This is a genomic window from Vibrio sp. A1-b2 (assembly GCF_021726015.1).
Lineage (GTDB): Bacteria > Pseudomonadota > Gammaproteobacteria > Enterobacterales > Vibrionaceae > Vibrio > Vibrio diazotrophicus.
This window is the reverse complement of the sequence record NZ_JAKKCI010000002.1, coordinates 397,169-423,284: the sequence shown is the minus strand read 5'-3', so window position 1 is coordinate 423,284 and position 26,116 is coordinate 397,169. Positions and strand designations below refer to the sequence as shown.

Annotated in this window: 26 protein-coding genes; 15 read left to right on the top strand and 11 right to left on the bottom strand. The window is 40.6% G+C overall.

Going from position 1 to position 26,116, the window contains the following annotated elements:
- The first annotated feature begins 70 nt into the window (after positions 1-70).
- Positions 71-931, top strand: coding sequence for a glutathione-dependent disulfide-bond oxidoreductase (gene yghU, locus L3V23_RS06700; protein WP_102939636.1), 861 nt, complete (start codon positions 71-73; stop codon positions 929-931).
- Positions 932-1,114: 183 nt separating this feature from the next.
- Here yghU and L3V23_RS06695 read toward each other — a convergent pair whose 3' ends face one another.
- Both L3V23_RS06695 and alr read right to left on the bottom strand, forming a co-directional pair.
- Complete coding sequence (locus L3V23_RS06695) at positions 1,115-1,360, bottom strand: hypothetical protein (RefSeq protein ID WP_167828590.1); 246 nt, start codon at positions 1,358-1,360, stop codon at positions 1,115-1,117.
- 188 nt (positions 1,361-1,548) lie between these two features.
- Positions 1,549-2,628 (bottom strand): alanine racemase, encoded by a 1,080-nt coding sequence (gene alr / locus L3V23_RS06690; RefSeq protein ID WP_237292099.1) that lies wholly within the window; start codon positions 2,626-2,628, stop codon positions 1,549-1,551.
- An 897-nt stretch (positions 2,629-3,525) separates the two neighbouring features.
- On the opposite strand from alr, the gene dgcN reads away from it, so the two are divergent.
- From dgcN to L3V23_RS06675, 3 genes are read left to right on the top strand one after another with little or no spacing between them, the layout of a single operon-like run.
- On the top strand, positions 3,526-4,530 hold the full coding sequence (dgcN, locus tag L3V23_RS06685) for an N-acetyltransferase DgcN (protein ID WP_102965736.1): 1,005 nt from the start codon (positions 3,526-3,528) through the stop codon (positions 4,528-4,530).
- Positions 4,530-5,504, top strand: a complete 975-nt coding sequence (gene dgcA / locus L3V23_RS06680) for an N-acetyl-D-Glu racemase DgcA (RefSeq protein WP_102965737.1) — start codon at positions 4,530-4,532, stop codon at positions 5,502-5,504. The genes dgcN and dgcA overlap by 1 nt, the downstream gene beginning before the upstream one ends.
- Before the next feature lie 9 nt (positions 5,505-5,513).
- Positions 5,514-6,371: a D-amino-acid transaminase gene (locus L3V23_RS06675; RefSeq protein WP_102965738.1), complete on the top strand. Its 858-nt coding sequence runs from the start codon at positions 5,514-5,516 to the stop codon at positions 6,369-6,371.
- 36 nt (positions 6,372-6,407) lie between these two features.
- Here L3V23_RS06675 and L3V23_RS06670 read toward each other — a convergent pair whose 3' ends face one another.
- On the bottom strand, positions 6,408-6,902 hold the full coding sequence (locus tag L3V23_RS06670; RefSeq protein ID WP_102953652.1) for an acyl-CoA thioesterase: 495 nt from the start codon (positions 6,900-6,902) through the stop codon (positions 6,408-6,410).
- Positions 6,903-7,050: 148 nt separating this feature from the next.
- On the opposite strand from L3V23_RS06670, the gene L3V23_RS06665 reads away from it, so the two are divergent.
- From L3V23_RS06665 to L3V23_RS06650, 4 genes are all read left to right on the top strand, one after another.
- Positions 7,051-7,740: a TnsA endonuclease N-terminal domain-containing protein gene (locus L3V23_RS06665; protein WP_237292098.1), complete on the top strand. Its 690-nt coding sequence runs from the start codon at positions 7,051-7,053 to the stop codon at positions 7,738-7,740.
- Positions 7,733-9,544 (top strand): Mu transposase C-terminal domain-containing protein, encoded by a 1,812-nt coding sequence (locus L3V23_RS06660; protein WP_237292097.1) that lies wholly within the window; start codon positions 7,733-7,735, stop codon positions 9,542-9,544. Before L3V23_RS06665 ends, L3V23_RS06660 begins: the two co-directional genes overlap by 8 nt.
- A gap of 11 nt (positions 9,545-9,555) precedes the next feature.
- The gene (locus L3V23_RS06655; protein WP_237292096.1) at positions 9,556-10,545 is read left to right on the top strand and encodes a TniB family NTP-binding protein; all 990 of its coding nucleotides are present in this window, start codon (positions 9,556-9,558) and stop codon (positions 10,543-10,545) included.
- Between the two features lie 200 nt (positions 10,546-10,745).
- On the top strand, positions 10,746-10,952 hold the full coding sequence (locus tag L3V23_RS06650) for a helix-turn-helix transcriptional regulator (protein ID WP_237292149.1): 207 nt from the start codon (positions 10,746-10,748) through the stop codon (positions 10,950-10,952).
- 468 nt (positions 10,953-11,420) lie between these two features.
- On the opposite strand, the gene cas6f is transcribed toward L3V23_RS06650, so the two are convergent.
- The 5 genes from cas6f to L3V23_RS06625 form a co-directional block, all read right to left on the bottom strand.
- Entirely contained in the window at positions 11,421-12,017 is a 597-nt protein-coding gene (gene cas6f / locus L3V23_RS06645) for a type I-F CRISPR-associated endoribonuclease Cas6/Csy4 (RefSeq protein ID WP_237292095.1), read from the bottom strand.
- Positions 12,018-12,019: 2 nt separating this feature from the next.
- On the bottom strand, positions 12,020-13,063 hold the full coding sequence (csy3, locus tag L3V23_RS06640) for a type I-F CRISPR-associated protein Csy3 (protein WP_237292094.1): 1,044 nt from the start codon (positions 13,061-13,063) through the stop codon (positions 12,020-12,022).
- Positions 13,050-14,972 carry a type I-F CRISPR-associated protein Csy2 gene (locus L3V23_RS06635; protein WP_237292093.1) on the bottom strand — a complete coding sequence of 641 codons (1,923 nt, stop codon included), beginning with the start codon at positions 14,970-14,972 and terminating at the stop codon, positions 13,050-13,052. The genes csy3 and L3V23_RS06635 overlap by 14 nt, the downstream gene beginning before the upstream one ends.
- Complete coding sequence (locus L3V23_RS06630; RefSeq protein ID WP_237292092.1) at positions 14,973-16,160, bottom strand: TniQ family protein; 1,188 nt, start codon at positions 16,158-16,160, stop codon at positions 14,973-14,975.
- Between the two features lie 148 nt (positions 16,161-16,308).
- A complete protein-coding gene (locus L3V23_RS06625) occupies positions 16,309-16,767 on the bottom strand; it encodes a hypothetical protein (protein WP_237292091.1) in 459 nt (152 codons plus the stop codon).
- A 152-nt stretch (positions 16,768-16,919) separates the two neighbouring features.
- Between L3V23_RS06625 and L3V23_RS06620 the strand changes: the two genes are divergently transcribed.
- From L3V23_RS06620 to L3V23_RS06610, 3 genes are read left to right on the top strand one after another with little or no spacing between them, the layout of a single operon-like run.
- Positions 16,920-17,225, top strand: coding sequence for a hypothetical protein (locus L3V23_RS06620; RefSeq protein WP_237292090.1), 306 nt, complete (start codon positions 16,920-16,922; stop codon positions 17,223-17,225).
- Positions 17,226-17,244: 19 nt separating this feature from the next.
- Positions 17,245-17,736, top strand: coding sequence for a hypothetical protein (locus L3V23_RS06615; protein ID WP_237292089.1), 492 nt, complete (start codon positions 17,245-17,247; stop codon positions 17,734-17,736).
- 25 nt (positions 17,737-17,761) lie between these two features.
- A complete protein-coding gene (locus L3V23_RS06610; protein ID WP_237292088.1) occupies positions 17,762-18,061 on the top strand; it encodes a hypothetical protein in 300 nt (99 codons plus the stop codon).
- A 22-nt stretch (positions 18,062-18,083) separates the two neighbouring features.
- Here L3V23_RS06610 and L3V23_RS06605 read toward each other — a convergent pair whose 3' ends face one another.
- Together L3V23_RS06605 and norR are read right to left on the bottom strand one after the other, a co-directional pair.
- Positions 18,084-18,380: a cyclic-phosphate processing receiver domain-containing protein gene (locus L3V23_RS06605; RefSeq protein ID WP_237292087.1), complete on the bottom strand. Its 297-nt coding sequence runs from the start codon at positions 18,378-18,380 to the stop codon at positions 18,084-18,086.
- 577 nt (positions 18,381-18,957) lie between these two features.
- Positions 18,958-20,490, bottom strand: coding sequence for a nitric oxide reductase transcriptional regulator NorR (gene norR / locus L3V23_RS06600; RefSeq protein WP_102968638.1), 1,533 nt, complete (start codon positions 20,488-20,490; stop codon positions 18,958-18,960).
- Positions 20,491-20,686: 196 nt separating this feature from the next.
- Between norR and norV the strand changes: the two genes are divergently transcribed.
- From norV to L3V23_RS06580, 4 genes are all read left to right on the top strand, one after another.
- A complete protein-coding gene (gene norV / locus L3V23_RS06595) occupies positions 20,687-22,168 on the top strand; it encodes an anaerobic nitric oxide reductase flavorubredoxin (RefSeq protein ID WP_237292086.1) in 1,482 nt (493 codons plus the stop codon).
- Between the two features lie 9 nt (positions 22,169-22,177).
- The gene (gene norW, locus L3V23_RS06590; protein ID WP_237292085.1) at positions 22,178-23,326 is read left to right on the top strand and encodes an NADH:flavorubredoxin reductase NorW; all 1,149 of its coding nucleotides are present in this window, start codon (positions 22,178-22,180) and stop codon (positions 23,324-23,326) included.
- A 40-nt stretch (positions 23,327-23,366) separates the two neighbouring features.
- Positions 23,367-23,699, top strand: coding sequence for a DUF1971 domain-containing protein (locus L3V23_RS06585; protein ID WP_102968635.1), 333 nt, complete (start codon positions 23,367-23,369; stop codon positions 23,697-23,699).
- Between the two features lie 94 nt (positions 23,700-23,793).
- Positions 23,794-24,960 (top strand): methyl-accepting chemotaxis protein, encoded by a 1,167-nt coding sequence (locus tag L3V23_RS06580; protein WP_102968634.1) that lies wholly within the window; start codon positions 23,794-23,796, stop codon positions 24,958-24,960.
- 61 nt (positions 24,961-25,021) lie between these two features.
- Here the strand turns inward: L3V23_RS06580 and L3V23_RS06575 are convergent, their stop codons facing one another.
- Positions 25,022-26,104, bottom strand: a complete 1,083-nt coding sequence (locus L3V23_RS06575) for an HPP family protein (protein ID WP_237292084.1) — start codon at positions 26,102-26,104, stop codon at positions 25,022-25,024.
- Positions 26,105-26,116 lie beyond the last annotated feature (12 nt).

The following is a 26,116-nucleotide window of genomic DNA, read 5'->3' as shown; positions in this document are numbered from 1 at the left end:
TCTGCAATAATTTGCCCCTATATCTTAAGAAGTCGTAAATCGAATACGTAAACCAAGAGAAGGATCAACCATGGCAAGTGAATATATCCCACCAAGAGTCTGGACAATGGACAGCGAAAATGGTGGTCAATGGGCGAGTATCAACCGACCGGATTCAGGTGCTCGTTTTGAAAGAGAACTTCCAGTGGGCTCTCACCCAATTCAGCTTTACTCAATGGGTACGCCAAATGGCCAGAAGGTGACCATCATGCTTGAGGAGCTACTTGCTCTGGGTGTGAAAGAAGCTGAGTACGATGCATTTTTGATTCGAATTGGTGAAAGTGACCAGTTCAGTTCTGGCTTTGTTGCGGTAAACCCGAACTCAAAAATTCCTGCAATGGTTGATCGTTCCGGTGATGAACCTGTCAACGTGTTCGAATCCGGTAATATTCTGTTCTATCTTGCTGAGAAGTTCGGCCATTTCCTACCTAAAGAAGGAGCGGCACGTGCAGAAGTAATGAACTGGTTGTTCTGGCTTCAAGGCTCAGCACCTTATCTTGGTGGTGGTTTTGGTCACTTCTACGCGTATGCGCCAGAGAAATTTGAATACCCGATTAACCGCTTTGCAATGGAAGCGAAACGTCAGCTTGATGTGCTCGATAAGCAACTGGCAAAACATACCTTTATTGCTGGCGAAGAAATTAGTATTGCTGACATCGCGATCTGGCCTTGGTACGGCAACCTAGCACTAGGCAAAGCATACAATGCTGGCGAGTTTTTAGATGTTGAGTCTTATAAGCACGTTCAGCGTTGGGCTAAAATGATGTTAGAACGTCCTGCGGTTCAACGTGGCCGAATTGTAAACCGCACTTTTGGTGAAGAGTGGGAACAAGTCGCAGAGCGCCACAGCGCAGCAGACATTGACGCGGTATTGAGTAAGCAGCCTAAGTAACCATTTCATATTGATAAATAAAAGGGAGAGTCTGTAGAGGCTCTCCCTTTTTTGTTTTATCTGCTACAACCGTTCCACTGAAATTTTTAGAGCCTTAATGACGCGTTAAGTCTAATGGAATGGCAAATTATCGGCCACACGAGCCCGTGTGGCTAAAAAGATGTGACACTTAGGTTGGAACGGCTAGAATTCTTTACTGGATGGTGCGCAACCAATGTACTGTAACAGCACATACAGGCTTTCTTGTTGCAGAGCGACTTTGCGGAATAGATCAGCGAATGTGTCATCACCGCCAAAGCAAGTACGAATATAGTGATTGATTTCAGAAGGTTGATAGCCTTCTACATACATAGTCCGAATCCAATGATATTCAACAGATTTTAAATCGGAGAGGGTGTTTTCACTTAAAGTAATATCACTGATGGGCAAGGCCATGTTTTTGTTCTCTAGGGAGGCTATTCAATTTTCTAGCATATTAAATCAGAGAAAAATGAAACTTCTATGACAAAAACTCAGGTATGACAAACATCTTAAAGCACTGAATTTAATTTTGAATTTAAACGATTGGTGCAAATAAAAAGAGCGTAATCATAATCACGCTCTTTTAACTCAATACACTACTTTTCGATGTAGGTTTTATGCACTCGTTTAGTCAGTTTGATGACGAGTTCATACGGAATCGTTCCAATGTGCTTTGATACCTGCTCAATCGGTAAATTCTCACCCCAGAATTCGACACAGTCACCCACTTTATCTTGTGAGTCAGGACCTAAATCAACGGTAATCATATCCATAGATACTCGGCCTGAAATTGGAACGATGCGACCATTAATATAAACAGGTGTACCTTCTGGCGCTGTTCGCGGGTATCCATCACCATAACCCATAGCAACCACGCCAATGTAGGTATCACGATGTGACGTCCAAGTCTCACCATAACCAACAGGCTGGTTGGCTTTGTGTTTGCGAACCGCGATAAGTTTTGAGGTTAAAGTCATACCGCAATGCAGACCATGTGCTTTACCTGTCTCATCTTCATTCGGGCTGATGCCATACAGAGCAATGCCTGCACGCATGTAATCGAGATGAGAATCAGACCAATACAGAATACCTGCTGAGTTTGCCAAGGTTTTAGGACCCGGGAAGTGAGAGGTTTGCGACAGAAAAAGATCGATTTGCTTTTGTGTAGAGGCAGAAGAAAGATCATCGGCACAGCTAAAGTGACTCATGAAGCCAACTGGACCAGATAGCTTACCTGTGGCTTCAATCTGCTCAACATAATCATTCAGTTCGCACGGTTGAACACCCAGACGGTGCATACCGGTATCCAGCTTAAGCCATATCATCATTGGTTTCGCTAACGTAGCATTTTTCAGATCGTCCAGCTGTTCTTGGCAATGAATAGCGGTTTGAAAGCCTTCACGTGAAGCTATTTCCAAATCGTTCTTACAAAAGCACCCTTCAAGCAGCAGAATAGGCTGTTGAATGCCTGCATTTCTTAATTCTTGTGCTTCCTCAATACGAGAAACGGCAAATACATCCGCCTGAGCCAGCGCCTGTGCTGTTTTTACTGCGTTGTGGCCGTAAGCGTCACCTTTAATAACCGCTACAACAGGCTTGTTTCCACATTTCTTTTTTAGCAAATCGTAGTTATCACTAAGCGCTTTTAGATTGATAAGAGCTTCTGCTGTGATCATTGAATCCGTCCTAATTATTACCTTGTTTCCATTGCAGCTCAGAAATGGGGGCTTACTAAAGAGTAGCTATCATACTGAGTAATGTCTGTTTCTCCAACAGCGAGCCATCGCTCGCAGCAAAAGATTTTATACATTTATTGAATAATAAACAGACCATGCCAAGGTCTGCATGCATTTCAGTTATTACGCCTATTTTGGAGTTTTGTGTATGGATAAAACCACTGGCTGTTTTTTATTTCTAGCAAAGTAGTCTATTAGATGATCGGTAAGAATATTATTCTGTATATTTAAGTATTATTAGTTTAATAAAATTATTGTTTTTGTAATAAAAAAGTATTGTCGATCACTGTTCTTTGCAAAAGAATTTAACCTAAATACTCATTGTTATTAACTAATGACGGTCTATATCGGTTGGAAATAGGTGGCTTATCGATTTTTTATTCGATTTCCATAAGAAAGTGCAATGTTCTTACACTTCAAATTTATGGTTAAATTGTATACAAAATTGTTTATTGTTGCTCTGGATCACAAAACATGAAAATCTAAAAATATTGTTATATTTGGAGTTAAATACCAATGGGGTGTTTTGGCTGAATTTTAGATATAACAACTATTTGATTGGTCTGTAAGACAATCTTTCGATTAGATACATAGATGCTTTCATATATTGCTTAATTTTCTTTCACTTCCGATATTTTCTAAAAACTTCTTTGATTGAATTAAAATTCACCATTTGCGCTAATTATGAATTTTTAGTGCATAAAATTTTAATTTAATAAATTATTTTGAATATAAGTGAACAGTCGACCCTATTGTTGATGAGGATTTTAAACTGTAGGTTGTAAAAGAAGTCGAAATTAGTGTCTGGTCTAGATGACCAAAATGGAGTGAAAAAAGATGGAACTTAAGCAACCGTATCTATTATTTTTGGGTGATGCTGCAGATTCTCTGGCAGCTAAAGTTGCGCAGGGTATTAAGACTTGGCGCCCTGAGTACTGTGTAGGACAACTACGTCTTGAAGCGTGTAATGCTGACGTTGGTCTGCAAGACTTAACGGTGGCGCAAGCGAAAGCAGCAGGCGCACAAACACTCGTTATCGGCGTTGCTAATCGTGGCGGTGTGATCTCTAAAGAGTGGATTTCAGTTCTTATAGAAGCGCTTGAAGCTGGGATGGATATCGCAGCTGGTCTGCATAACAAATTAACAGACATTCCCGAACTTGTTGAGTGTGCGAAAAAGAACGGTTGCGCACTTTATGATGTTCGTTACCCCACACAAACTTATCCTGTTGCCAATGGTAAAAAGCGCTCAGGAAAACGTGTTCTGACAGTAGGAACAGACTGCTCTGTTGGCAAAATGTACACCTCACTTGCAATAGAAAAAGAGATGAAAGAGCGTGGTGTTGACGCTGATTTTCGCGCTACTGGTCAAACGGGTATTCTGATTACCGGAGCTGGTGTCAGTGCAGACTGTGTCGTTGCAGACTTTATTGCTGGAGCAATTGAAACCATTACACCAGAAAACGATCCACAACACTGGGACGTTATTGAAGGTCAGGGCTCGTTATTCCATGCTTCATTTGCGGGGGTTACAACGGGTCTAATTCATGGTTCACAAGCTGACGCTCTGGTACTTTGTCATGAACCAACTCGCACACATATGCGTGGATTGCCTGACTATCAGTTACCAGACCTTAAAGTGTGTATGGAAGCGAATATTGCCACAGCTCGTTTAACTAACCCTGCGGTTAAGTTCGTAGGTGTATCCATCAATACCTCAGGTTTGAGCGAAAGTGATGCAGTGGCGTATATGGATAAGGTGGAATCAGAAATTGGTTTACCTGTTGTCGACCCGTTCCGCCAAGGTGTTGCCCGTATTGTCGATAAGCTTCTGGAGCTGTAATGAAGGTAAAACTCTACACACAAAGTTGGCCAATTCGCGGCAGTTTTACTATCTCCCGGGGGAGTAAAACTCAAGCTGAAACCATCATTGTTGAGATTGAACACCAAGGTCTGACAGGGCGAGGGGAATGCGTTCCTTATGCCCGCTATGGTGAATCCATCGCAAGTGTATTTCAGCAAATCACCGAAGTTATTGCAGACATTGAAAGGGGTATCTCGCGTGAGCAGTTACAACCACTTCTTCCTGCCGGTGCGGCGAGAAATGCGGTGGATTGCGCGATGTGGGATCTTGAATGCAAGCAAGACAAGCAATCGATATGGGCGAAGGTCGGTTTAGCCGCCGAGCCACTCACCACAGCCTACACTCTGTCGTTAGATACTCCTGAGAATATGGAGAAAACGGCGATTGAAAATGCTGACCGGCCGCTGCTCAAACTCAAACTGGGTGGTCCAGAAGATTTAGCGCGTGTGCAAGCGGTGCGCCGTGGCGCACCCAACGCAAAAATTATTCTTGATGCGAATGAAGCGTGGACGGTAGAAGCCTACAAACAGCTTATTCCTGAATTGATAAAGCTGGATGTGGCGATGATAGAGCAGCCATTCCACGCCGATGAAGACTCTGTATTGGCCTCGCTAGAGCGCCCAATTCCTATTTGTGCCGATGAATCTTGTCACGACAGAAATAGCTTGCAGAAAGTCGTTGGTTTGTATGACATGGTCAATATTAAGCTCGATAAAACCGGCGGTTTAACCGAAGCACTAAAGCTAAAAGATCAAGCGCAGTCATTAGGATTGCGGGTTATGGTTGGTTGCATGGTTTCGTCTTCATTAAGCATGGCTCCGGCTTTTGTCGTGGCTCAAGGTGCTGAAGTGGTTGATCTCGATGGCCCGCTATTGCTTAGCGCAGATATCGAAAACGGATTTGAATTTGAAAACAATTCTATGTTGCCCTTTCAACAAAAGCTGTGGGGGTAGGGAGAGAGAATGGAACGAATCGTATATCTAAACGGCGAATTCGTTGCGGAAAGTGAAGCGAAAGTTTCGGTCTTTGATCGTGGCTTTCTGTTTGCTGATGCCGTTTACGAAGTTACTGCAGTACTGGGCGGTAAGCTCATCGATCATCAAGGGCATCTTGCGCGTTTAGAGCGTTGTGCAAAAGAGCTCGACATCAAACTGCCTGTAACGGGCGAGCAACTGATGGAAATTCAGCGAGAGCTGATAAAAAGAAACGCTTTGCTTGAAGGTGGCATTTATCTGCAACTGACGCGAGGTGATGAAGGTGACCGCGACTTTTCCTACAGTGATGATATCGAGCCAACTTTGGTGCTGTTTACGCAGTCCAGAAGTCTGATCAACAGTCCTAAGATCCAAACCGGTATTAAAGTGATCTCGTTTGATGATATCCGTTGGCGACGTCGTGATATCAAAACAACCAGCCTATTGCCAGCCTGTTTGGCAAAACAAGCGGCTCATGCTGCTGGCGCTGAAGATGTCTGGTTAATAGAAGACGGCTTTGTGACTGAAGGTGGTTCAAGTAACGCTTATATCGTGACTCAGGAAAATGTTCTGGTAACACGTCCTTTGAGTAATGACATCTTGCATGGAATTACTCGCGCGTCTTTGATGAAGCTAGCTCAAGAGCTCAAGCTAACTATTGAAGAGCGTCTATTCACAATCGATGAAGCGTATCAGGCGAAAGAGGCGTTTATCAGCTCTGCAACAACGTTTGTCTGGCCTGTGGTCGCAATTGATGACAAACCTGTTGGCAGTGGCAAACCGGGAGAAATAGCTCTAAAACTGCGTGATATCTATATAAAAACAGCGCAAGAGCTAGCGGAATAACATAAGCAAAACACCCGACTTCAGTCGGGTGTTTTTTTATCCGTCAGCTTTAAGGTATTTCACATGCGCTTCCATTTCTTCACCGATTTCTGTTCGCATGTTCATCAGCCTAATTGCTGAGTTACGAAGAGCGATATCTTCTGGGGTTTCGGGTACCCACTCAGGAATTGCCGTTGGCTTACCATTTTCGTCAACAGCAACCATGATAACAATGCAATGGGTGGTTAATCGGTTTTTGAGTTCTTTTGGATCACTGGCTTGTACGTCAATGGCAATGTGCATAGAGGTTTTACCTGTGTAGATAACCTTCGCACTCACTTCTACGATATTTCCAACATGGATAGGAGCCACGAAGCGAATACCGCCAGCATAAGCTGTAATACAGTATTTGCCGCTCCAAGCCGCAGAACAAGCGTATGCTGCTAAGTCGATCCATTTCATTACTGCGCCACCATGAACTTTACCGCCAAAGTTCACATCGCCCGGTTCTGCTAAAAAACGAAGGGTACTTTCTCTCTTGCCATTACTCATCGGCGATTCCTTTTACATTGCTGTTGAAACAACCATAAATTGATAATTACAACCATATATTGATATTTGGTGCAACCATAATTTGATATTGACCCTTCATAGTCTAAACTTATGTAAGTTTACGACAAAATCGCAAAGAGGCAATATTATGTCTGCTCTACCTTACCCTTCTACTGCCACACTGATTGCCCTTGAAAGTGCATTTACTACGCCAGCTCGGAACTTAACTAAGTCACGTGGGAAAAACATACACCGTTACGTCAGTGCTAAGATGGGAAAAAGAGTTACAGTAGAATCTTTTTTAGAATGTGCTGCTTGTTATCATTTTGATTTCGAGCCTAGCATTGTTCGCTTCTGTTCTCAGCCGATAAGATTTTCATATTGCCTTAATGGTAAGTTCCATACTTATGTTCCAGACTTTCTAGTTCAATTTGATACTGGTGAATATAAGTTGTACGAAGTAAAGTCCGATATGGAATCCTCAAAGGAGGAATTCCAATGTGAATGGGAAGCAAAAGTCCAAGGCGCGTTTGAGTTAGGTTTGGAGCTAGAGCTGGTTACAGAAGAAGAAATACTAAATGAGGTTATATTTAGCAACCTTAAGCTTTTGCATCGATATGCTTCAAGAGATAACTTGAATCACTTTCATCAAACTCTCCTTGCCACCTTTAAATTGAATGGCACCCAAACCGCAAATAGTTTAGGTCGCCACCTTGACCTAAATGGAAGAAAAATATTACCGTTCCTCTGTGATTTGCTCTCTCGAAACTTACTTCAAACCAGCTTAGAGACGCCACTGTCACTCGAGTCTGAATTTGAGTTGGGTTGTTATGTCTAAGAAATCATTTTCGAGTTTTCATCGGAAGTCAGCATTTCAGCAAGAAAAACTTGAGCCGAATGATAGGGTTGTTGATACCAGCGATGTCGACGAAGCAACATATCAAGATATATCCGCACTTCCTGACAATATAGCCACTCAGATTACTTTTCGTTTAAGTATCCTTCGTTATTTAGCCAGTAAGTGCGAACAAATCATTCCCAAGACTATCGAACCGCATCGCGTCGCGCTACAACGTTTACACGACAGGAAGATTCCAAGTGCGATATCAATATACAGGTGGTGGTTAGTTTTCAGAGCGTCTGGTTGTAATCCCGTTAGCTTAGCTCCTAAGAATAAAGATAAGGGCAACAGTAAAGCCAAAGTACCAACATTCGTTGATGCTTTGATGGAACAAGCTGTAGATAGAGTTATCTCTGGGCGAAAAGTGCGTATAAGAAGTGCTTACAAGCACGTGCGAAGGAAATTACGTCAGCATAATCTGAACAACGGAACGAAATACAAATACCCAACATATGAATCCATTCGGAAACGAGTTAAAAAGAAGACCCCTTTCGAATTACTGGCCGCGAAGAAGGGCGAGCGAGTTGCGAAAAGAGAGTTCCGTCGGATGGGAAAAAAGATATTGACGTCCTACGTGCTTGAGAGAGTAGAAATAGATCATACCGTGGTGGATCTCTTTGCTGTGCATGAGGAACATCGAGTGCCATTAGGGCGTCCTTGGCTTACTCAATTAGTCGATTGTTACAGCAGAGCAGTTATTGGCTTTTACCTAGGGTTTGAACCACCGAGTTACGTATCAGTATCACTCGCTCTTAAGAATGCAATAGTCCGTAAAGATGACCTTTTAAGTTCGTTCGACTCAGTAGAAAATGAATGGCTATGTTACGGTATTCCTGACTTACTCGTAACTGATAATGGTAAAGAGTTTTTGTCTAAAGCTTTTGATAAAGCATGTGAATCACTGTTGATCAATGTACATCAAAACAGAGTCGAAACGCCCGACAATAAACCGTATGTTGAACGCAACTACGGTACTATTAATACTTCTCTACTAGACGATTTACCAGGGAAAGCCTTCAGCCAATACCTTCAGAGAGATGGTTACGATTCTGTGGGCGAAGCTACTCTTACACTTGATGAAATTAAAGAAATTTACTTAATTTGGTTAGTAGATATTTATCATAAAAAACCTAACCAGAGAGGTACTAATTGTCCCAATGTAGCATGGAAAAGGGGCTGTGAAGAATGGGAGCCTGAAGAGTTTACTGGATCTAAAGATGAGTTGGACTTTAAATTCGCTATTGTTGATCACAAACAACTAACCAAAGCTGGTGTAACCGTTTATAAAGAACTGACATACAGTAGTGAACGTTTAGCCGAGTATAGGGGTAAGAAAGGAAATCATAAAGTTCAGTTCAAATATAATCCGGAGTGTATGGCGGTCATTTGGGTGTTAGATGAAGACCTGAACGAGTACTTCACGGTTAACGCGATACACTACGAATATGCAAGTAGAGTGTCTCTTTGGCAACATAAATTCAATATGAAGTATCAAGCAGAATTAAATTCAGCTGAATATGATGAAAACAAGGAAATTGATGCAGAGATAAAAATTGAAGAAACCGCTGACAGTTCTATTGTTAAGACTAAGAAAATCAGAGCCCGGAGGCGTGGGGCTAGACATCAAGAGAATAGCGCAAGAGCAAAGTCCATCAGCGATGCAAACCCTGTATCATCCCAGAAATATGAAGACGAAATTGTAATTGACGATAATGAAGATTGGGATATTGATTATGTTTAAGAAATCATCAGATGAATGAAACTCGAGAAACGCGCATCTCAAAAGCTAAAAGAGCATTTGTATCCACGCCGAGTGTTACGAAAATCTTATGCTACATGGATAGATGTAGAGATTTATCAGGTTTCGATTCTGAGCCTACTTGCATGATGGTCTATGGTGCTTCGGGTGTCGGTAAAACGACCATTATCAAAAAATATTTAAATCAAAACAGGCGAGATTCTGAAGTTGAGGGCGATATAATTCCAGTCTTGCATATAGAGCTGCCGGACAATGCGAAACCGGTAGATGCTGCGAAGGAGTTGCTGGTTGAAATGGGGGATCCGCTAGCGCTTTATGAAACAGATTTAGCCAGATTGACGAAAAAACTGATTGATTTAATCCCAGTGGTTGGCGTGAAGTTGATTATTATCGATGAGTTCCAGCATCTAGTAGAAGAAAAGTCAAATCGGGTTCTCACGCAAGTAGGTAACTGGCTCAAAATGATACTCAACAAAACGAAATGTCCAATTGTTCTTTTCGGCATGCCATATTCAAAGGTCGTACTACAAGCTAACTCACAACTTCATGGACGATTTTCCATTCAGTTCGAACTGCGGCCCTTCAGTTACCAAGGAGGTAAAGGTGTGTTCAAAACTTTTTTGGAGTACCTTGATGAAGCTCTACCTTTTGAAAAGCAGGCTGGCTTAGCTAACGAAAGTTTGCAGAAAAAATTGTATGCATTCTCTCAAGGAAACATGCGCTCATTGAGAAATCTCATTTATCAAGCATCTATTGAAGCAATTGATAATCAGCATGTGACGATCACCGAAGAAGATTTTGTTTTTGCATCGAAGTTGACCTCGGGTGATAAACCTATTACCTGGAAAAATCCTTTTGATAAGGATGTTAAGGTAACGGAAGACATGTTGCGGGTGCCGCCAAAAGATATTGGGTGGGAGGATTATTATCATAACGTTAGGCCCAAAAACCAAAGACGCAAGGGTAGTAATATGTTTGAGTAAGGTATTATAAATATATCCTGTGGATTGGAGGGTATGCCATAAATTTATAAAGAGGAAAACGCCTCTATAACTCGCTCCCTAAAATGCTCCAAAGTAAACGAGTTATACGACGTATTGTTTTCTTCTATGAATTCTCGTTTGGTGATAGGAGCAATCAAAAAATAAATGCGGATCATAATCCGTGCTAATGTATGATTGAAATGAAAGATTTAGCGAAAAAATTTGGTCACAACGTTCGCTTGATGCGAAAAGACAAAGGTATTTCTCAAGGCAAACTTGCTCTATCTGCAGATATTGATCGCAGTTATGTTGGTCGAATTGAAAGGGGTGAAGTGAATACCACACTAGAAAAAGTATACCAAATAGCGGCCGTCCTTGGGTGTGATGTTCGAGATCTTTTACCGTAAGAAAATCTGTTATCGATGGTTTAATTAAATGATCTACCTTTTCGGCAGTATTTGTTTTTTGGCGGATCCGAGAGATGTAAATTTATTATCAGCTACTTTACAGTAGTTTCGAGGATTATAGTCCTCATTACGAGCTAAAGCAAACGGCTAAAGAGTTAGCTGTTTGGAAATGGTAATAGCATTGATTTTAAAAAGTATCTGCCTATGCGGCAGTTAACTCTCAGACGGCATTGGACAAAGTTTACAATGAATTATCAGCTACCTATGCGGCAGTTCACAGTTGGTCCCGTTTCTATCAAAAGATATGCTATTATCAGCTACCTATGCGGCAGTTCACTATTACCAATGTAATAATAGTCCTCAAATATCAGTTGGTTAATGATTATTATATTAATTTACCCTTTTAAATTTAATGCTACGTTATAAGCATTAAAATCAATGGGTTATGAATAGGGTTTAGAAATAAGGTTAAATCAATGGTACTACCTGCAATGAATTATCTGTATTGCCTAGCCCATAACTGCTAAACCTTCCTGTACTTATAGTATCTTCTAGATTTTCCATTTGTATGTTCAATCGGAACCTATTACCACTACTGCTATCTTCTTTAAGTGAGTGGTAGCTATGGAATGCGTGAATTGTGTTTTTGGAATAAGATGCTGGGTCAAATACCTCGCCACGCTCTAATGCTCTTCTTTCAAGTCGCTTTAGTTCTCTTGCTTGGCCCGCAGGTGTGGCTTTGTCTATAGATTGCTTGCGTCTAAACAGAGCATAAGAACAATCATCAGGGACGATTTGGACAAAGGAGATGCTAAAGTACCCAAGTTTTATCATTTGTGTGAAATATCTTCGTGATAACAAAAAATCTAGTTCCATTTTGTTGGTACTGACGAATGTTATTTTTTGTCCCACTGTTTCTTGGTTCCAGAGTGGGAATGAGACACCAATAGACCTGGTTTTGTATTCGTAATTAAAAGAATGTAATTCCTTTAGGCACTTAGCTGCAATTGCTTCATTATTTCTATATTCAGGCAAAAAGGTGATGGTTCTATAGTACAACTCCATGGTTAGCTCCCTTTTCGTTGAAGTAGTCCACCTTTAATGAGATTTGCAACAACAAAATGCAGGTCATTAATTGTTTCATCAGGTAATACATCTGTAGACTGAAGCTGTTCGACGTATTCATCGGCTCGCTCCAAAAGTGTAAATAAATCTTTTCCGGTGCTCGGGTGACGATAGCAGAAAACATCTTCCTTATGCGCCCCATAGTGACTTACTCGTATTGGTTCTTCTGCATCCGGATACCAGTCGTCAATAGTAGCTATTGCCGCTCCGGTTTTATAGCAACCTAATATCGGGCTGATTTCTCCATTTACTTCCGCTGTTTGGTAAATGCGATTTTTTTCGCCTTGGACTGAATCTTTGAACACTTGGCTAGGATAAATAGGTGCGTTATTGCCTAAACGAAATGTGGCGCTGACTTCGAAAATACAGAGTCCATTTGGTTGGGTAAAAGCGTCAGTGATTAACTTGATTAAAGCCTCCCAGTCTTTATGATCCCTGAACTTATTAATATCAGTATAGTTTCTTCGTATGTCATTGAATGAGATAATGGCTTCCTCGTCTTCCCATGGCCAAGGTTTTATGCTGATTGATGTAGAGTATGTGTGCTCGTTATTTCTCCAAAGCCATCTACCATTACAAATATTTTCGAGGAATCGGGTGGCTAGTTCCTCCCAACCAACTTTTTGCTCGTAGAGCTTAATTAAGTGAACAAGGGTTCGTTTTACTTCTGGATCGGAACATTTAAATGGTTTACGAAGACTTGAGGCAAATGAAACAGAAAATTCGCACTCAATACTCTCTGCACCGTAAGGCACACAACAATAGTCGACTTCGTGTGGGTTACCATGGGCTAAAGAATATTCGGTGACATCCTTATTAATTTCATCATCGTTTTTATATGCAGATGATGTACCTTCTTTCCTACCTAGTGCTGTTCGGCTGGAGTATGGGAGTGGTGTTCTCTTGCCGTCAGACCAGTTAACAAGAAATACGATATCAGAAGGATCGATAGATCTCATATAAGACAAGCTATTAGGAAGTTTCATCGGATATACTCCTAGGAAGTAAAATTGGGCCTTGCTTCGAATAGTGATATTTCCAAAAGTATTGGTCGGGAATTGTATGTTCACTAATTGCGAATAATTTCATGACACCAAGTATGGTTTCGGCGAAAGCGTGTTTATAGCTGCGAAGTGAGTAACGTTTTTCACTAGGAAGTTCTAACAGGTGATATCCAATGCAGTTGACTGTTTGCATTCGGTTTTCTTTCAATTCATCAATGATGTCTTGAATACTATTTAATACTGCTTCGTGATTCAGGCTGAGCCACCTGCCGGTATCAACTGGTATTGTTTTGATTGCTTCAGCTAAACTTAAACTCCTTCCCAAGCGGTCAATGGCTGAAATTGCGACCGTTACCTTTCCTCTGGCTAGTCTTCTAGGTAATAGGCGCATGAAATCACATGGTACTAGCGGAGAGTAATTGCTGCATTGAAGAATAAGACTTGCGTTAAGGTCAGATTGCCAATCATCTCGCGTTGCAGGAGCCTTAATTTCATCTTTGGTATTGAGAGCCCACTCTCTTGTTAATCCCCGGTTTTCTACGTGTAAGTTATGAATGCATACGGCAAAACTTTCTATTTTAACGTTGGGAATTACTGTTTGTAGATTTCTCTCAAAAGCGTGCACGAATCCATAAAATGCCGTCATAGAAGGTAACCCAATACTCACAGAAGTGTTCATGGCAGATGCGCCAGAGATTTTAAGATTCGGCAACAGTAAGTAATTTTCTTCGATTCCCTCAGGCTTTGGGACCTCTTGAGGCGGTGATTGAATGATTGAACCTATAGAGTTGTAGATTAACTGAGTTAACAGGGGATCATAAGCATAGCGACTTGCGAACTTTGTTTTCGCTAAATCGGCATTGAAGCGTTCAGTCAATTCTTTCCTATTTGAATATTCCCGTTCGCTAATTGTACTTAACCATTGAGTAAGCATTAGTCGAATGTTTTCTATGATTGATTTTCTTTTTTTTGCTAGTTGATTTGGTGAAATTATCCAATGGGTAGATTCTGTATATTCTCGTAGTGCCTTTACCGATTTTTTCGTGAGCCATTGTTCTGTATCAGTTAAATGATGGTGTTTGTATTTTTCTATCGGAGGTAAAGAATGAAGCATTCTGAAGTTACCACCACAACTCATAGCCAGCGTTCCCATGTTTGTTGCTCGACTGAACCGCGTGATTGAAGAAAATCGGTAGTGTTCTTTCAGTGTCTCATAACAATTATTTTGTATTGATTGGGATGCCACAGGTGACAATGAAATATATGAATTATCATTATCCGGAAGAGATATCTGTGTCAGGTAGTTTCGTGCTAGCGGTGTGCTAATATCATGTGGAGGAATAAGTGCCAGTTTTCTAGAAATTTCTTTGGACGTTTTTACGTAACACCCGAGTTTTTTCAATATATTCCACAGAGGATGTTCAATATCAGTAAGTAGTTCTCCTAAGAAGTGAACACGGTTATGCCAGATAAACTCGCTGGTTAAAAATGAGGATTTATTAACCTGACTTGAATCATTAGCATAAGCCCAATTACATCTTGCTAACTTACTTGAAGAGAGCATAAAAGGTGGTATATCACCCATAGGGATAGCTCGGATGATTCCACTTGCTCTGATGTTGGGGAACTTGGGATTATGACTTTGACGATATTTAACGGTCTTTAAACAGCTTAGCCACCATTTTTCATCTCTGAGCTTTTCTTTACATTTACTTCGGTCAAGCAGATCTTTTTGTTCAATGACCTTATCTGTCAGGTTTACTAGTATGGTTAATGCTTCGGCAGGGGAGTCCGATATATCCACAGGAGGAGAAAGCGGTCGAAATGCTCTGCGTAAGTCTCGGTTGAGATTGTCCGTTTTGCTTTTTAGTATTTCTGCCAGTGTCCTCATTTACCACCTTGATACATAGAAATAGCGATTAAACTCATCGGTCTGACATTCTGAAAGCCAAAGACAATAAATATCACCGAAATAAAAGACATAATCTGTGTCGATTAAGATTTCCCGACTTTTAGGGTGTCGAGTTGGGATAAGAATCCGCTGTTTAACCATCGACGCTACCTGTTCTTTAGAACAGTTCAGTACGATACATATGTCGGACGTATTCAGTCTCAGATTTGCTAGCCTTCCGTCATTATCCCACAAGTGTGCTTCTAAATATTGAAAGAGCTCTTTCAAGATAATATTAGAGCGAAAGTTTCGGTCAGGAAGTTTAATCGAACTAAATAGTATTTTGCCCAGAACATCTTTTATTCGTAATTCGGCTTGACTAACGACGGCATATTCAAAGCCGGATTCGATTTCAGTTTCAATCATGTCGTGGAAGGAGTTTGGCCATTGTTCCCAAAAAGTCATAAATTTTTCAGAGTCACTGGTTTGAGTTGCCTCGAACATTTGAGACCACCAATGAATTAGCCCCCATCGGTAACTCTTGGGAATAATTGGCAACGGAGCTACATCGAATCCGGATAACCAAGACGCGATTTTTACGCCACTTGAATCATCACTAACTGGAGTCGAAGTAACGACTTCACCACACTCAGGACAGATTCCGGACAAACCCGCGTTACGATAATCATAAATTGCCCCACAGATACAGTGACTCGCTAATTTAACATTATGTTCGTGGCAATAATCGTAGCCTGAGAAATGCCATCGGTAATTCGCATATCCTTTTTCATTCAGACAAATTGGACAGCATGGAACTGAGTCTTTAAGTAAAAGTGAGCGTGGAATAACTTCGGCATTACGTATCAGGGCTGTCGTTGATGGCGAGAACTTCATTTGGTTTCTATTCAATGCCATACCCAATAAATTGGCTGGTTCGTTGAATGTCATATGGCTGAGCTCAAGGAGAGCATTTGTTCGTGAAATAGAATGATTTTTAGATGAGTACGGGTTGATTTTACAGATGTTAGTTGGAAATGTTTGGAACTGCCTAGGGTTTTTGTCTATCAGGAAACGCTTGAGTGCTTCTAAAAATCGTTGGATATCATCGTAGCCATTTTTGTTGGCTACACGGATAAAAAAGCTCTCAAGGCTTTCATCTGGATAAGGTTTAGGGCGTTGTAGGAGCATTAGATATATTGATTTACGGTGTTTTATTAACTGTAGTTCATAAAATAGTTGATGAAGGTTATATTTTTGAAAATTTGCTATATATCACAGTGGGTTAGCATGGACTTTAGCTATTAAGAAGTTCTGCGGTATAACAGTGCTCCTGTAATTAAGACAAATTTTCAAAACGGTACAATTGACTTTCTTTTATTTTTTCAATTAAATCAAATACTTCGTTATACAGTGCTATTAATAAATACGTTAACCGAAGTGTCTTTTTTAGCGCAAGATTATTTTTATATTTTTGGACATACAATTGATATGCATTTTCAAAAACTCTGGTTTGAGGCTTCACTAACTCTTTGCAAAATATAAGAAAATCACTCAATGTTTCTTTTTCATCTATACTTGTCGTTTTCTCAAATAGATCCCAACTATCCAGGCGTCCATGGGTGTACAGTTCACTAATAGCATTACTTTCTTCAGTTTTTATGATTGTAATCCAATCATTGAGCAATGAAGTGTCTTTATATTCTTCATAAATTATTCGAGCTTCTGTGCCAATTAAGGCTAGCCGAGAGAGCTCTGAGCTAACGTCTGAATATCTAAAGTAGTTCTGTCTAAGCATCGGTGTTTTTGTCAGAGGTTGTCATAAATGCATTATGGGGATTATAATCCTCAAAATGCATTGTTCAATATATTCTTCAGTTTGGAGAGGTATTGTACTAACTGTAGCTACTTAATGGGTTGATATGAAAGTTAATTTAGTTAGGAGCTGATATGTTTTATATCGGTGTTAGTCATTATTACGCGACGGGTGAAGGTGTCACGATTTATGTTGCTAGCGGTAGCAAAGACTCAATTCGGGCAGTCATTCCAGAGTATTTTCATCAAGGTCTCACTCTTTTAACTCCTTCTGAGTGGCTAAAGGCAGCCTCAGGAGAATGTGAAGATAAATACCATCAATCTGATGCGGAAGTTCTTAAGACCTATTTACCTATGCTGTGGAAGCAAATTGAGGAAAGAGCCTTAGAAAGAGGATGTCACCTGGATATTTTCATGAAGCTCCATTTTAACTATTCTTAATACGAATTAGAGGATTTCAATGAAAATTTTATATTTCGACATACTTAGTTTGTTCTATTCGAATGAATATTTTCACCGTAATGCAAGGGTACACGCCAAGTATAAAGAATGGTTCAATACTCGAACAAAGGCTCTTTTAGAAATGGTAGAACCGGATTCTCAAGCTATCGACAAGCTAAGAAGTGCAGCCTTAGAAGCAGGCCTACTACTTTACCCTTTGGGAACTTGTTATGACCGAGCATATCTTATTGAACATGGTGTATTTTCTAGCGATGAATTAGCACCGGAGACAGAGTTGCCCTTCAGGATGCAAATGTACGACAACAACCCAGTGCGTAGGATGATAGCTCACTCATATGGATTGAATGCTCAATGGTATGTTTGCGGAGAAATCGGTTCTGAGGAACTATTACAACCCTATCCAGAACGTTACTTACGTTCAGAGTTTGGAAAGGGCGTCACTTGTCAACTCATCTCTAAAATACGCGACTTAAGATCAGCAGACTATTAAATTTAACTTACGGGGCCGTGTGTCGATGTTTTTGAGAAAGAGACGAACTGTAGAGCAGATTTTAGCTTCCTCTGGAAGCGGAAATGCTGCTGATGATTTCCCTTCTCTTGAAAGACTAAGATTGTACGAACAATGGAAATCAGGAACTGCGCAAAAGATACTTGATGGGGTTTTATCGTACCAAGAACAGCGCTTGCTGGTAGAGCTACAAGAAGTTAAACAAGCGATTTATCATTCATCTAAAAGAAAATGGATATCGTTTTCGGTAAAAGTAGCAGCTATTTTTGCTGTAAACGTTGTTGTATATATATCAACGTTTACATAGAAGAAGCAGAGCACCTCCTAGTTCAATCTAACATACTTAATCGTTTAATATTTGTGATACCGAATTCCATTTTCTGTCTTGCCGATGAATTAGCACTATGAACGCGGATTAAAGGTGGTTGAAAGCCTTGAGTTGCAACCGCCTCTTCAATCCACAGGATCACGTCATAGCCCGTTCCATGTTCATCGTCTCCAAGATCATGATCGAGACCAATTTCAGTAACGATACCTTGCTTAAGTAAGTTAATGACTTCCTCGGGCCAGTAAACTCTATGCCATCCTTCTGGAGTTTGCCGTTCATCATCGAGGTAGACTTTCATTTTAGCTCCTTATTTTATGGCGTATTTGCTAAGATAAATTTGAATTTAGTACTTTTATAACAACCAGTTAGATTGATACACCATTAACTATCATAATTTCGATGAGCCATGAGTTACGTAGCAGTTTATAACGACTTAAAACAGTATTTGCACAAATAATCGCAGCCAACAACGTACCTCAATCGTCGATATTTGACATAAGAGAGTCTCAACATGAGTCGTTATGCAGGGTCCGTGGTGAAGAGCACACTGGTTATACTTTTGAATATGATGATTACTATAATGGTCCGTCCTTGTCGATAAGCCTCCCTGTGATTAAGAAAAATGAGGAACATTCTCTCGAAGCTTTGCTCCGGAAAGGGGGAACGCATTTCTCAAAGTATCAAAAGATTGATGAAAGAGATGCATTTCAAATGTTATGTAATAACGGCAATGACATGAGCGAGGCAGTTATATTTGAGCTAATGTGTACGAGAGGGCGGATAATTGAGGGAATCCTTGCTCATAGAGCACTAATGGTGATTACATAAGTTATTAATTAATTATCTGGCTCTCTGCTCTGGGGAAAAGTGCCTTACTACTTGATCCCTAAACGTTTAGCTAAACGGTGTAGGTTTCCACTATCCATTTCTAATTGACGAGCTGCTGCTGCCCAATTGCCTTGATTAAGATCGAGAGCTTGTAGAATGAGTTTTTTCTGGTATCTATCCGTTGCTTCTTTAAGTCCGACATTTGGTTGATTAATCGACGAAATATCTGGTGTGTTCGTTCCATGTGAAATTGCAGACGGTGACGTATAGATATCAAAGTCTGCTACCATCAGTTCGATGTCCACTGAGTGTGCGCGTGCTTTGGACAATACACCTGCACGTTTGATCATATGCTCCAGTTCTCGTACGTTCCCTGGCCACGAGTATTTTTTTAATGCTTGAATAAGATCTGATGAAAAGCGGATGCTACTTAGTCCCAATTTGCTTCGTAGCTGTTCTGCGAAGAAACCTGCTAATAATATTACGTCCTCCTCACGTTCACGCAGTGGAGGAACACGAATCGGGAAGACGCTTAAACGATGATATAAATCGGCTCTAAAACGTCCTGCTGTCACTTCTTCATGTAAAACTCGGTTGGTGGCTGCCACAATACGAGTATTAACACGAATGTGCCGATCATCCCCGACGCGCTGAATGTCCCCATACTGCAAAGCTCGCAACAGCTTTGCTTGTAATTCAAGTGACAGCTCACCAATCTCATCTAAAAATAAAGTACCACCGTCGGCCTGCTCGAATTTACCTTTGCGATTACTGATCGCTCCAGTGAACGCTCCTTTTATATGCCCAAACAATTCACTTTCTGCTACAGATTCAGGTAACGCTGCACAATTTAGGTAGACCAATGTTTTATCTGCGCGATTAGAACGATGATGAATAGCGTTGGCGACCAACTCTTTCCCTACTCCAGTTTCGCCCATGACTAATACGGACAGTTCAGTGTCAGCGACCGCATTAATTTGTTGTTGCAATGACTTCATTTCTGGTGACTCACCAATAATGTCGTCATTCAATGTACGTTTTTCAGTATACGATTCTCTCGGCAAGCTAGTTTGTGTTTCCAATTGTTCGAGAAGCAATGCGGTATGAAGCCCGCCAGCGGCCAACGCACTGATAAAACGTAGCTCATGATTTAGAAGTGAATCAAACTGGAAGGGATCAAAAGCATCAATGGTGATAGCGCCGATGAGATAATCGTCTATTAATAACGGTAACCCGATGCATGAATGGATGTGCAATTTGTCTTCATGATTAGGGATCAAGCCGTCGTAGGGGTCGGGCAAGTTACTATCCGATGGAAAACGTACAATATCACCCGCGCGGGCAATCGCTTCTAATCTTGGATGTTCATTGATAGAGAAACGGCGGCCCAATACTTCTTTTGCTAAACCGTTGATGGCTAGCGGTTTAAAGTGCTGATCTTCGTAAAGAAGCAGGGCAGAAGAATCGCACTTTAAGACTTCTCGTATTGTGGTGAGCAAGGTGTCAAAACGAGCTTGTCGAGTAAGAGCTGAATTCAGATCTTGTGTAATGTGAAGCCATTGGGCGATTAGTGTAGTCATATTGAATATCCACAACTGTCAATATGACAATTATAATGTCTTAATGACAGCTGTCAACAATGTCATAAAGACATCGTTTGTGTGACGAGTTTGTGGTAAATGTTTGATAAATAACAATATGTGTTTTTGGCATGCCTTGTGCAATAACTAATGTATCAGAGATAAATTAATTTAAATCCACGTTAAGGTAGTGACAATGACAATTCATGTTAAAAACAATATTCACTGGGTAGGTCAACGCGATTGGGAAGTGCAAGATTTTCATGGTACAGAATACAAAATGACTAAAGGTACCAGCTACAACAGTTACCTCATTCGAGAAGAAAAAACGGTATTGATTGATACTGTTGATCATCGATTCAGCCATCAGTTTCTTCAAAACCTTGAGATGGAAATTGATCTTAAGTCCATTGATTTTATCGTTGTGAACCATGCGGAAGAAGATCACTCAGGCGCTTTATCCGCATTAATGGAGAAAATTCCTAACACCCCCATATATTGTACCGAAGCCGCGATAGATTCAATTGTTGGACATCACCATCATCCTGAGTGGAAATTCAAAACGGTAAAAACAGGTGACAGCATTGATATTGGTAACGGAAAACAGCTCGTTTTTGTTGAAGCGCCAATGCTTCACTGGCCTGACAGTATGATGACTTATCTGACGGGTGATGCGGTGTTATTTAGTAATGATGCATTCGGCCAACATTATTGCGATGAACGATTATTCAATGATGAAGTCGATCAAAATGAGTTGATGGAGCAATGCTTACGTTACTATTCCAATATCTTAACGCCATTCAGCAGCCTAGTAACGGCAAAGATTAAAGAGGTACTCAGTTTTAATCTGCCTGTCGATTTGATTGCTACATCACATGGTATTGTGTGGAGAGATAATCCTGCTCAAATTATTGAGCAATATTTAGAGTGGGCGGATAATTATCAAGAAGATCGCATTACGATTTTCTACGACTCGATGTCAAATAATACTCGAATGATGGCGGATGCGATTGCACAGGGCATTCATGATGTTGATTCTGGCGTTGCCGTTAAGGTTTTCAACGTCTCTAAGCATGATAAGAATGAAATTCTCGCTAACGTATTCCGCTCCAAAGGGATTTTGGTCGGGTCCTCAACCATGAACAACGTCATGATGCCAAAAATTGCAGGAATGCTAGAGGAAATTACAGGTCTTCGTTTTAAAGCGAAAAAAGCGGCCGCCTTTGGTAGTTACGGTTGGAATGGTGGCGCGGTTGATCGTATACATGCGCGGTTAACCGATGCAGGATTCGAAACTGCAATCAGCTTGAAAACCAAATGGCGACCAGACGGAAAAGCGATGCGCGAATGTCGTGAACATGGTCAGGCTATTGCTAAATTATGGGCCAACAACTTGCTATTAAGACCTATTGAACTCCGTTCGCAAGCTTTAGAGCAAACACCACAAGTGAATCCGCGAAAAGTCGAAGAAGTTCAGCTTGGTGTCCAACAGGAGCCGCCACATCCTGAAGGGTGTCAGTGCATGATATGTACTGTGTGTAACTGGGTATATGATCCTTCAAAAGGTGAGCCAAACCAAGGCATTGAGCCTGGAACAGTATGGTCTGACATACCCGATTACTTCTTATGTCCAGAATGTCACTTAGGCAAAGATGTCTTTGTTGAATATAAAGCGTAAGGAGGCAGTATGCAGACACCTATAGTGATTATTGGTAGTGGTTTTGCTGCTTACCAGTTAATTAAAACAGTGCGTCGTATGGACGCACATATTCCAATTCAGGTCTTTACTGCTGAAGATGGTGCCGAATACAACAAACCAGATTTGAGTCATGTCTTTAGTAGAAAACAAACCGCCTCGGATTTAGTTGTCAAATCTGGCGACGTGTTTGCTAAAGAACATAACATCGAGTTGTTTGCAAACACCAAGGTTGAAAAGGTGGATGTTTACACGCAGCAGGTGACAGCAAATGGGCAAGTTTACCCCTATGGAAAGCTGGTGTTTGCTACGGGAGCAAAAGCATTCGTACCACCAATGAATGGTGATGGAGTAAGAGACGTATTGACGTTGAACTCGCTACAAGAGTACCAGGCGGCTGAGACGCATATTAGCCGAGCAAAACGGGTTTTGATAATCGGTGGTGGGTTAATTGGTGTTGAAATTGCTATGGATCTTGCAACCAGTGGTAAAAACGTAACCGTTATCGAGCCAAATACTCGCTTATTGGCAAACTTAATTCCTGAGTTCATTGCTTTGCCAATAGAAAGACAGCTTAAGCAGCAAGGCGTTCAGCTGGCGTTAGAAACTAGCGTAGTAGCAGTAGACCGTTCAGAAAGTGGATCAACGGCAACATTAAGCTCTGGGCGCACAGTTGAAACCGATATCGTGATATCAGCGGCTGGCTTATGTGCCAATACACAGTTGGCTAAAGAAGCGGCTATTAGGGTTAACAAAGGGATTGTCGTTGATAGTCGCTTGCAGACTTCAACTCACAATGTCTTTGCGTTGGGAGATTGCGTAGAAATCCAAGAGCGAATGATGCCATACCTACAACCCATTGTTTTAAGCGCCAACGTACTAGGCAAACAACTATTGGGGCAAGACGCCGAGCTGGTGTTACCTCCTATGATGGTTAAGGTCAAAACACCTAGTTACCCAATCCAACTCGCGGGGACCGTAAACGGTGTTGAGAATTGGGAGGTGAGTATATCTGCTCCTGGTATTGTGGCGAAAGCGACAGATGATAACGGCCATCTCGTTGGTTTTGTCGTTACAAGCGAACAAGTCACGCAGGCATTCCCACTGCTTCGCGAATTGTCAAAACTATCTGGTCAATAGAAACATCGAATTTCAATAAAAGTTAAACAAAGAGGGTATTATGTCGCACCTACGTATTCCAAAAGAGTGGACGATTCAACGCTCAACACCATTTTTCACAAATGATAACGTGCCGCAAGCGCTACTATCTCACCATAACACAGCGGAAGGAGTGTTCGGTCAATTGTGTGTGATGGAGGGGCAAGTGACTTATTATGGTTTTGCCGATGCGAATTCCACAGAACCTGAAGTGGTTGTTGTCATTAATGCGGGTCAATTTGCGACAAGTCCACCGGAATATTGGCATCGTATTGAGTTGAGTGATGATGCCCAATTCAATATTAATTTTTGGTCCAATTCAACTAAAACCAATCAGCCAATGTATCATTCATAGCCTAAATAGTTTTATCTATATATCTTGGGGCAACATTTGTTGCCTCAAATGTTAATAAAATACCTATTGTTAGTCCTAAAAATAAGGAAAGTCGATGCGTTCACTATTTATTCGTATGCGGTTTGTGCATTGGTTAGGTGTTATTATTCTTTTAATGAATGCATTATTTCTTACTGAAAATATGATTTCTCAGATACTTCAAAGCATCGTTGTTATTTTTTTAATTATACACGATATAGATGAAAAAATTTGGGGCGTTGATTCTCTAAAGAATGTAACCATGTATATGAAAAACTTTGAAAGAAAAGATTTATCAATACCTTGCAACGTTAACAGCCAATATAACAGTGAAATTACTAATGTATTGAATGTAATCAACACATTCAGACGCAATGTGAAGCTGGCGCTTGAAGAAATTCAGCAACAAGCGATGGCATCAGATGAGATTTCTGCGCAATTGAAATACAAATCGACAAATATCTCAGATCGAATTTTAAGACAGAATGCCAGTGTTAGTTCACTAAATGAACAGCTTGAAAAGCTTGATAACACTTCAATCGCTCTTAAAGTGAAGGCTGAAGAAACCCAGATGCAAGTAAAGAGCACACACGCGAAGCTTGAGCATTCTGTTGGGATGATGGACAACCTTGTCCAAGGTCTCGATCAATATTTAGAAAGTAACCACCAGTTACAGAAGAGCTTCAATCAGCTTTCCGCGCAAACACTATCGATAGAAAATGTCGTTTCAGTTATTGCAAAATTAGCGGACCAAACGAATTTGCTAGCATTGAATGCTGCAATTGAAGCGGCTCGTGCTGGAAATCAAGGTCGAGGTTTTGCAGTTGTAGCAGATGAAGTCAGAAGATTGGCGCAATCAACGCAAGAGAGCTTGCATGAAATTAACTCGATAGTTTCTGATATATCAACGACTGTAAAAATGGCTGGATCGCAAATGTCGTCGCAAACTTCGACGATAACTCTTCTATCTGAAAATACGATTAAAAGCCAAACTGAAATTCGCATCGCCAATGAAAGCATTGGATCTGTACTGTCATTTATTGAACATAATGAAAGCGAACAAGAAGTTAACATTCATACGGTAAGTCAACTAGTTGGTGAAGCAAATGCTAAAGTTGATGAGTTGAAACATTTGTCTAGTTCGAACGCTATTGACTGTGAGGCCCTTATAAAACAGGGTATTAATTTAACAAAGGTAACAGAAAATGTTGTTGAAAAACTGAGTATGTTCAAAACTGCTTGAGTGAATTTGGTTGGTTGTAAACTATTAAAATCAACCAACCTTTTCATAGGAAATAAATCTATTAATCGTTTAGTTTATTGTTTAAGTTGTACAAGAATTCGATTAGATCTGCCTGTGTGACCATCCCGACTAACTGGTTATGATCATTTGTAATCGGAATATGGTGAAATCCTGAGGTTAAATAAGGAATAAGACGAGCAACATGTTGATCTTTATGCATAGAAATCGGATTTCTTTTCATATATTGGTCAATAGTCTTAGACGTTTTTTTCTTCGCTAAGAGGTATAAACCTACAAACGAATTTATTTTTCTTTTTTCAACATAAAGTAAAAAATCGACTAATGAAAAAATACCTACAATTTCTTTATCGGAGTTTATAATAGGAATTGCACTAAATTTATTTTTTTGAAGTATGTTGAGACCTTTGTAGACTGAATCATTTTCTGTGAGTGCCAGAATGTTTTCTGTCATTACATGTTTGCAGGTCAGTTTTTGGCTTTTGTGCTCTAAAGCGAGCAGGTGGGTTTGTTTAAAAATTTCGTCGAGTGTTTTTTCATCAATGTCTAACCATTCCTTTCTCGTTTCCAAAACTTCATGTAATTCATCAAAGTAGAGTGATGACTTTTCATGCGCAGACTTTGAGTTCATTGATGGTTTTTCAGTTGTGTTCGAAGATCTCATAGTGATCCACCTACGATACGCAATACCAGATAAGGCTAGAGGAAGCACGTTCAATAAAACGGGATCGAGTAAGAAGTAGACATCTGGTTGAGATGTATTACTCAGCACAGGGATAAGAGCAGTTGCTACGCCGGGTGGATGAACACACTTTAGTACAATCATAATGATAATTGTGCTGGTGATTGTCAGTGTGATCAACACTATGATGTCATCGAATATCGCAGACAATGCGATGCCTATCAATGCCGCCATTAAATGTCCACCGACTAAAGGCCATGTTTTCCCCATTGGGCTGCTAGGAACCACAAATATGATTGTCACAGAAGCTCCTATAGATGCAATCAATAGAGGGGTTGTGTGGGTGGTATGTCCATAGTTTGCAAATGCCGCGATGATGGCTGATGTAAGAAGTACAGGTATTGCAATGTATGAAAGGCTGAGTAAGCGGTCAAGATGTGACATAAAAATTGATGT

Bases quoted from the DNA above. Each gene is read 5' to 3' on its own strand.
- yghU (WP_102939636.1), top strand. From the start codon at position 71: ATGGCAAGTGAATATATCCCACCAAGAGTCTGGACAATGGACAGCGAA.
- alr (WP_237292099.1), bottom strand. From the start codon at position 2,628: ATGATCACAGCAGAAGCTCTTATCAATCTAAAAGCGCTTAGTGATAAC.
- dgcN (WP_102965736.1), top strand. From the start codon at position 3,526: ATGGAACTTAAGCAACCGTATCTATTATTTTTGGGTGATGCTGCAGAT.
- dgcA (WP_102965737.1), top strand. From the start codon at position 4,530: ATGAAGGTAAAACTCTACACACAAAGTTGGCCAATTCGCGGCAGTTTT.
- L3V23_RS06675 (WP_102965738.1), top strand. From the start codon at position 5,514: ATGGAACGAATCGTATATCTAAACGGCGAATTCGTTGCGGAAAGTGAA.
- L3V23_RS06670 (WP_102953652.1), bottom strand. From the start codon at position 6,902: ATGAGTAATGGCAAGAGAGAAAGTACCCTTCGTTTTTTAGCAGAACCG.
- L3V23_RS06665 (WP_237292098.1), top strand. From the start codon at position 7,051: ATGTCTGCTCTACCTTACCCTTCTACTGCCACACTGATTGCCCTTGAA.
- L3V23_RS06660 (WP_237292097.1), top strand. From the start codon at position 7,733: ATGTCTAAGAAATCATTTTCGAGTTTTCATCGGAAGTCAGCATTTCAG.
- L3V23_RS06655 (WP_237292096.1), top strand. From the start codon at position 9,556: ATGAATGAAACTCGAGAAACGCGCATCTCAAAAGCTAAAAGAGCATTT.
- L3V23_RS06650 (WP_237292149.1), top strand. From the start codon at position 10,746: ATGAAAGATTTAGCGAAAAAATTTGGTCACAACGTTCGCTTGATGCGA.
- cas6f (WP_237292095.1), bottom strand. From the start codon at position 12,017: ATGGAGTTGTACTATAGAACCATCACCTTTTTGCCTGAATATAGAAAT.
- csy3 (WP_237292094.1), bottom strand. From the start codon at position 13,063: ATGAAACTTCCTAATAGCTTGTCTTATATGAGATCTATCGATCCTTCT.
- L3V23_RS06635 (WP_237292093.1), bottom strand. From the start codon at position 14,972: ATGAGGACACTGGCAGAAATACTAAAAAGCAAAACGGACAATCTCAAC.
- L3V23_RS06630 (WP_237292092.1), bottom strand. From the start codon at position 16,160: ATGCTCCTACAACGCCCTAAACCTTATCCAGATGAAAGCCTTGAGAGC.
- L3V23_RS06625 (WP_237292091.1), bottom strand. From the start codon at position 16,767: ATGCTTAGACAGAACTACTTTAGATATTCAGACGTTAGCTCAGAGCTC.
- L3V23_RS06620 (WP_237292090.1), top strand. From the start codon at position 16,920: ATGTTTTATATCGGTGTTAGTCATTATTACGCGACGGGTGAAGGTGTC.
- L3V23_RS06615 (WP_237292089.1), top strand. From the start codon at position 17,245: ATGAAAATTTTATATTTCGACATACTTAGTTTGTTCTATTCGAATGAA.
- L3V23_RS06610 (WP_237292088.1), top strand. From the start codon at position 17,762: ATGTTTTTGAGAAAGAGACGAACTGTAGAGCAGATTTTAGCTTCCTCT.
- L3V23_RS06605 (WP_237292087.1), bottom strand. From the start codon at position 18,380: ATGAAAGTCTACCTCGATGATGAACGGCAAACTCCAGAAGGATGGCAT.
- norR (WP_102968638.1), bottom strand. From the start codon at position 20,490: ATGACTACACTAATCGCCCAATGGCTTCACATTACACAAGATCTGAAT.
- norV (WP_237292086.1), top strand. From the start codon at position 20,687: ATGACAATTCATGTTAAAAACAATATTCACTGGGTAGGTCAACGCGAT.
- norW (WP_237292085.1), top strand. From the start codon at position 22,178: ATGCAGACACCTATAGTGATTATTGGTAGTGGTTTTGCTGCTTACCAG.
- L3V23_RS06585 (WP_102968635.1), top strand. From the start codon at position 23,367: ATGTCGCACCTACGTATTCCAAAAGAGTGGACGATTCAACGCTCAACA.
- L3V23_RS06580 (WP_102968634.1), top strand. From the start codon at position 23,794: ATGCGTTCACTATTTATTCGTATGCGGTTTGTGCATTGGTTAGGTGTT.
- L3V23_RS06575 (WP_237292084.1), bottom strand. From the start codon at position 26,104: ATGTCACATCTTGACCGCTTACTCAGCCTTTCATACATTGCAATACCT.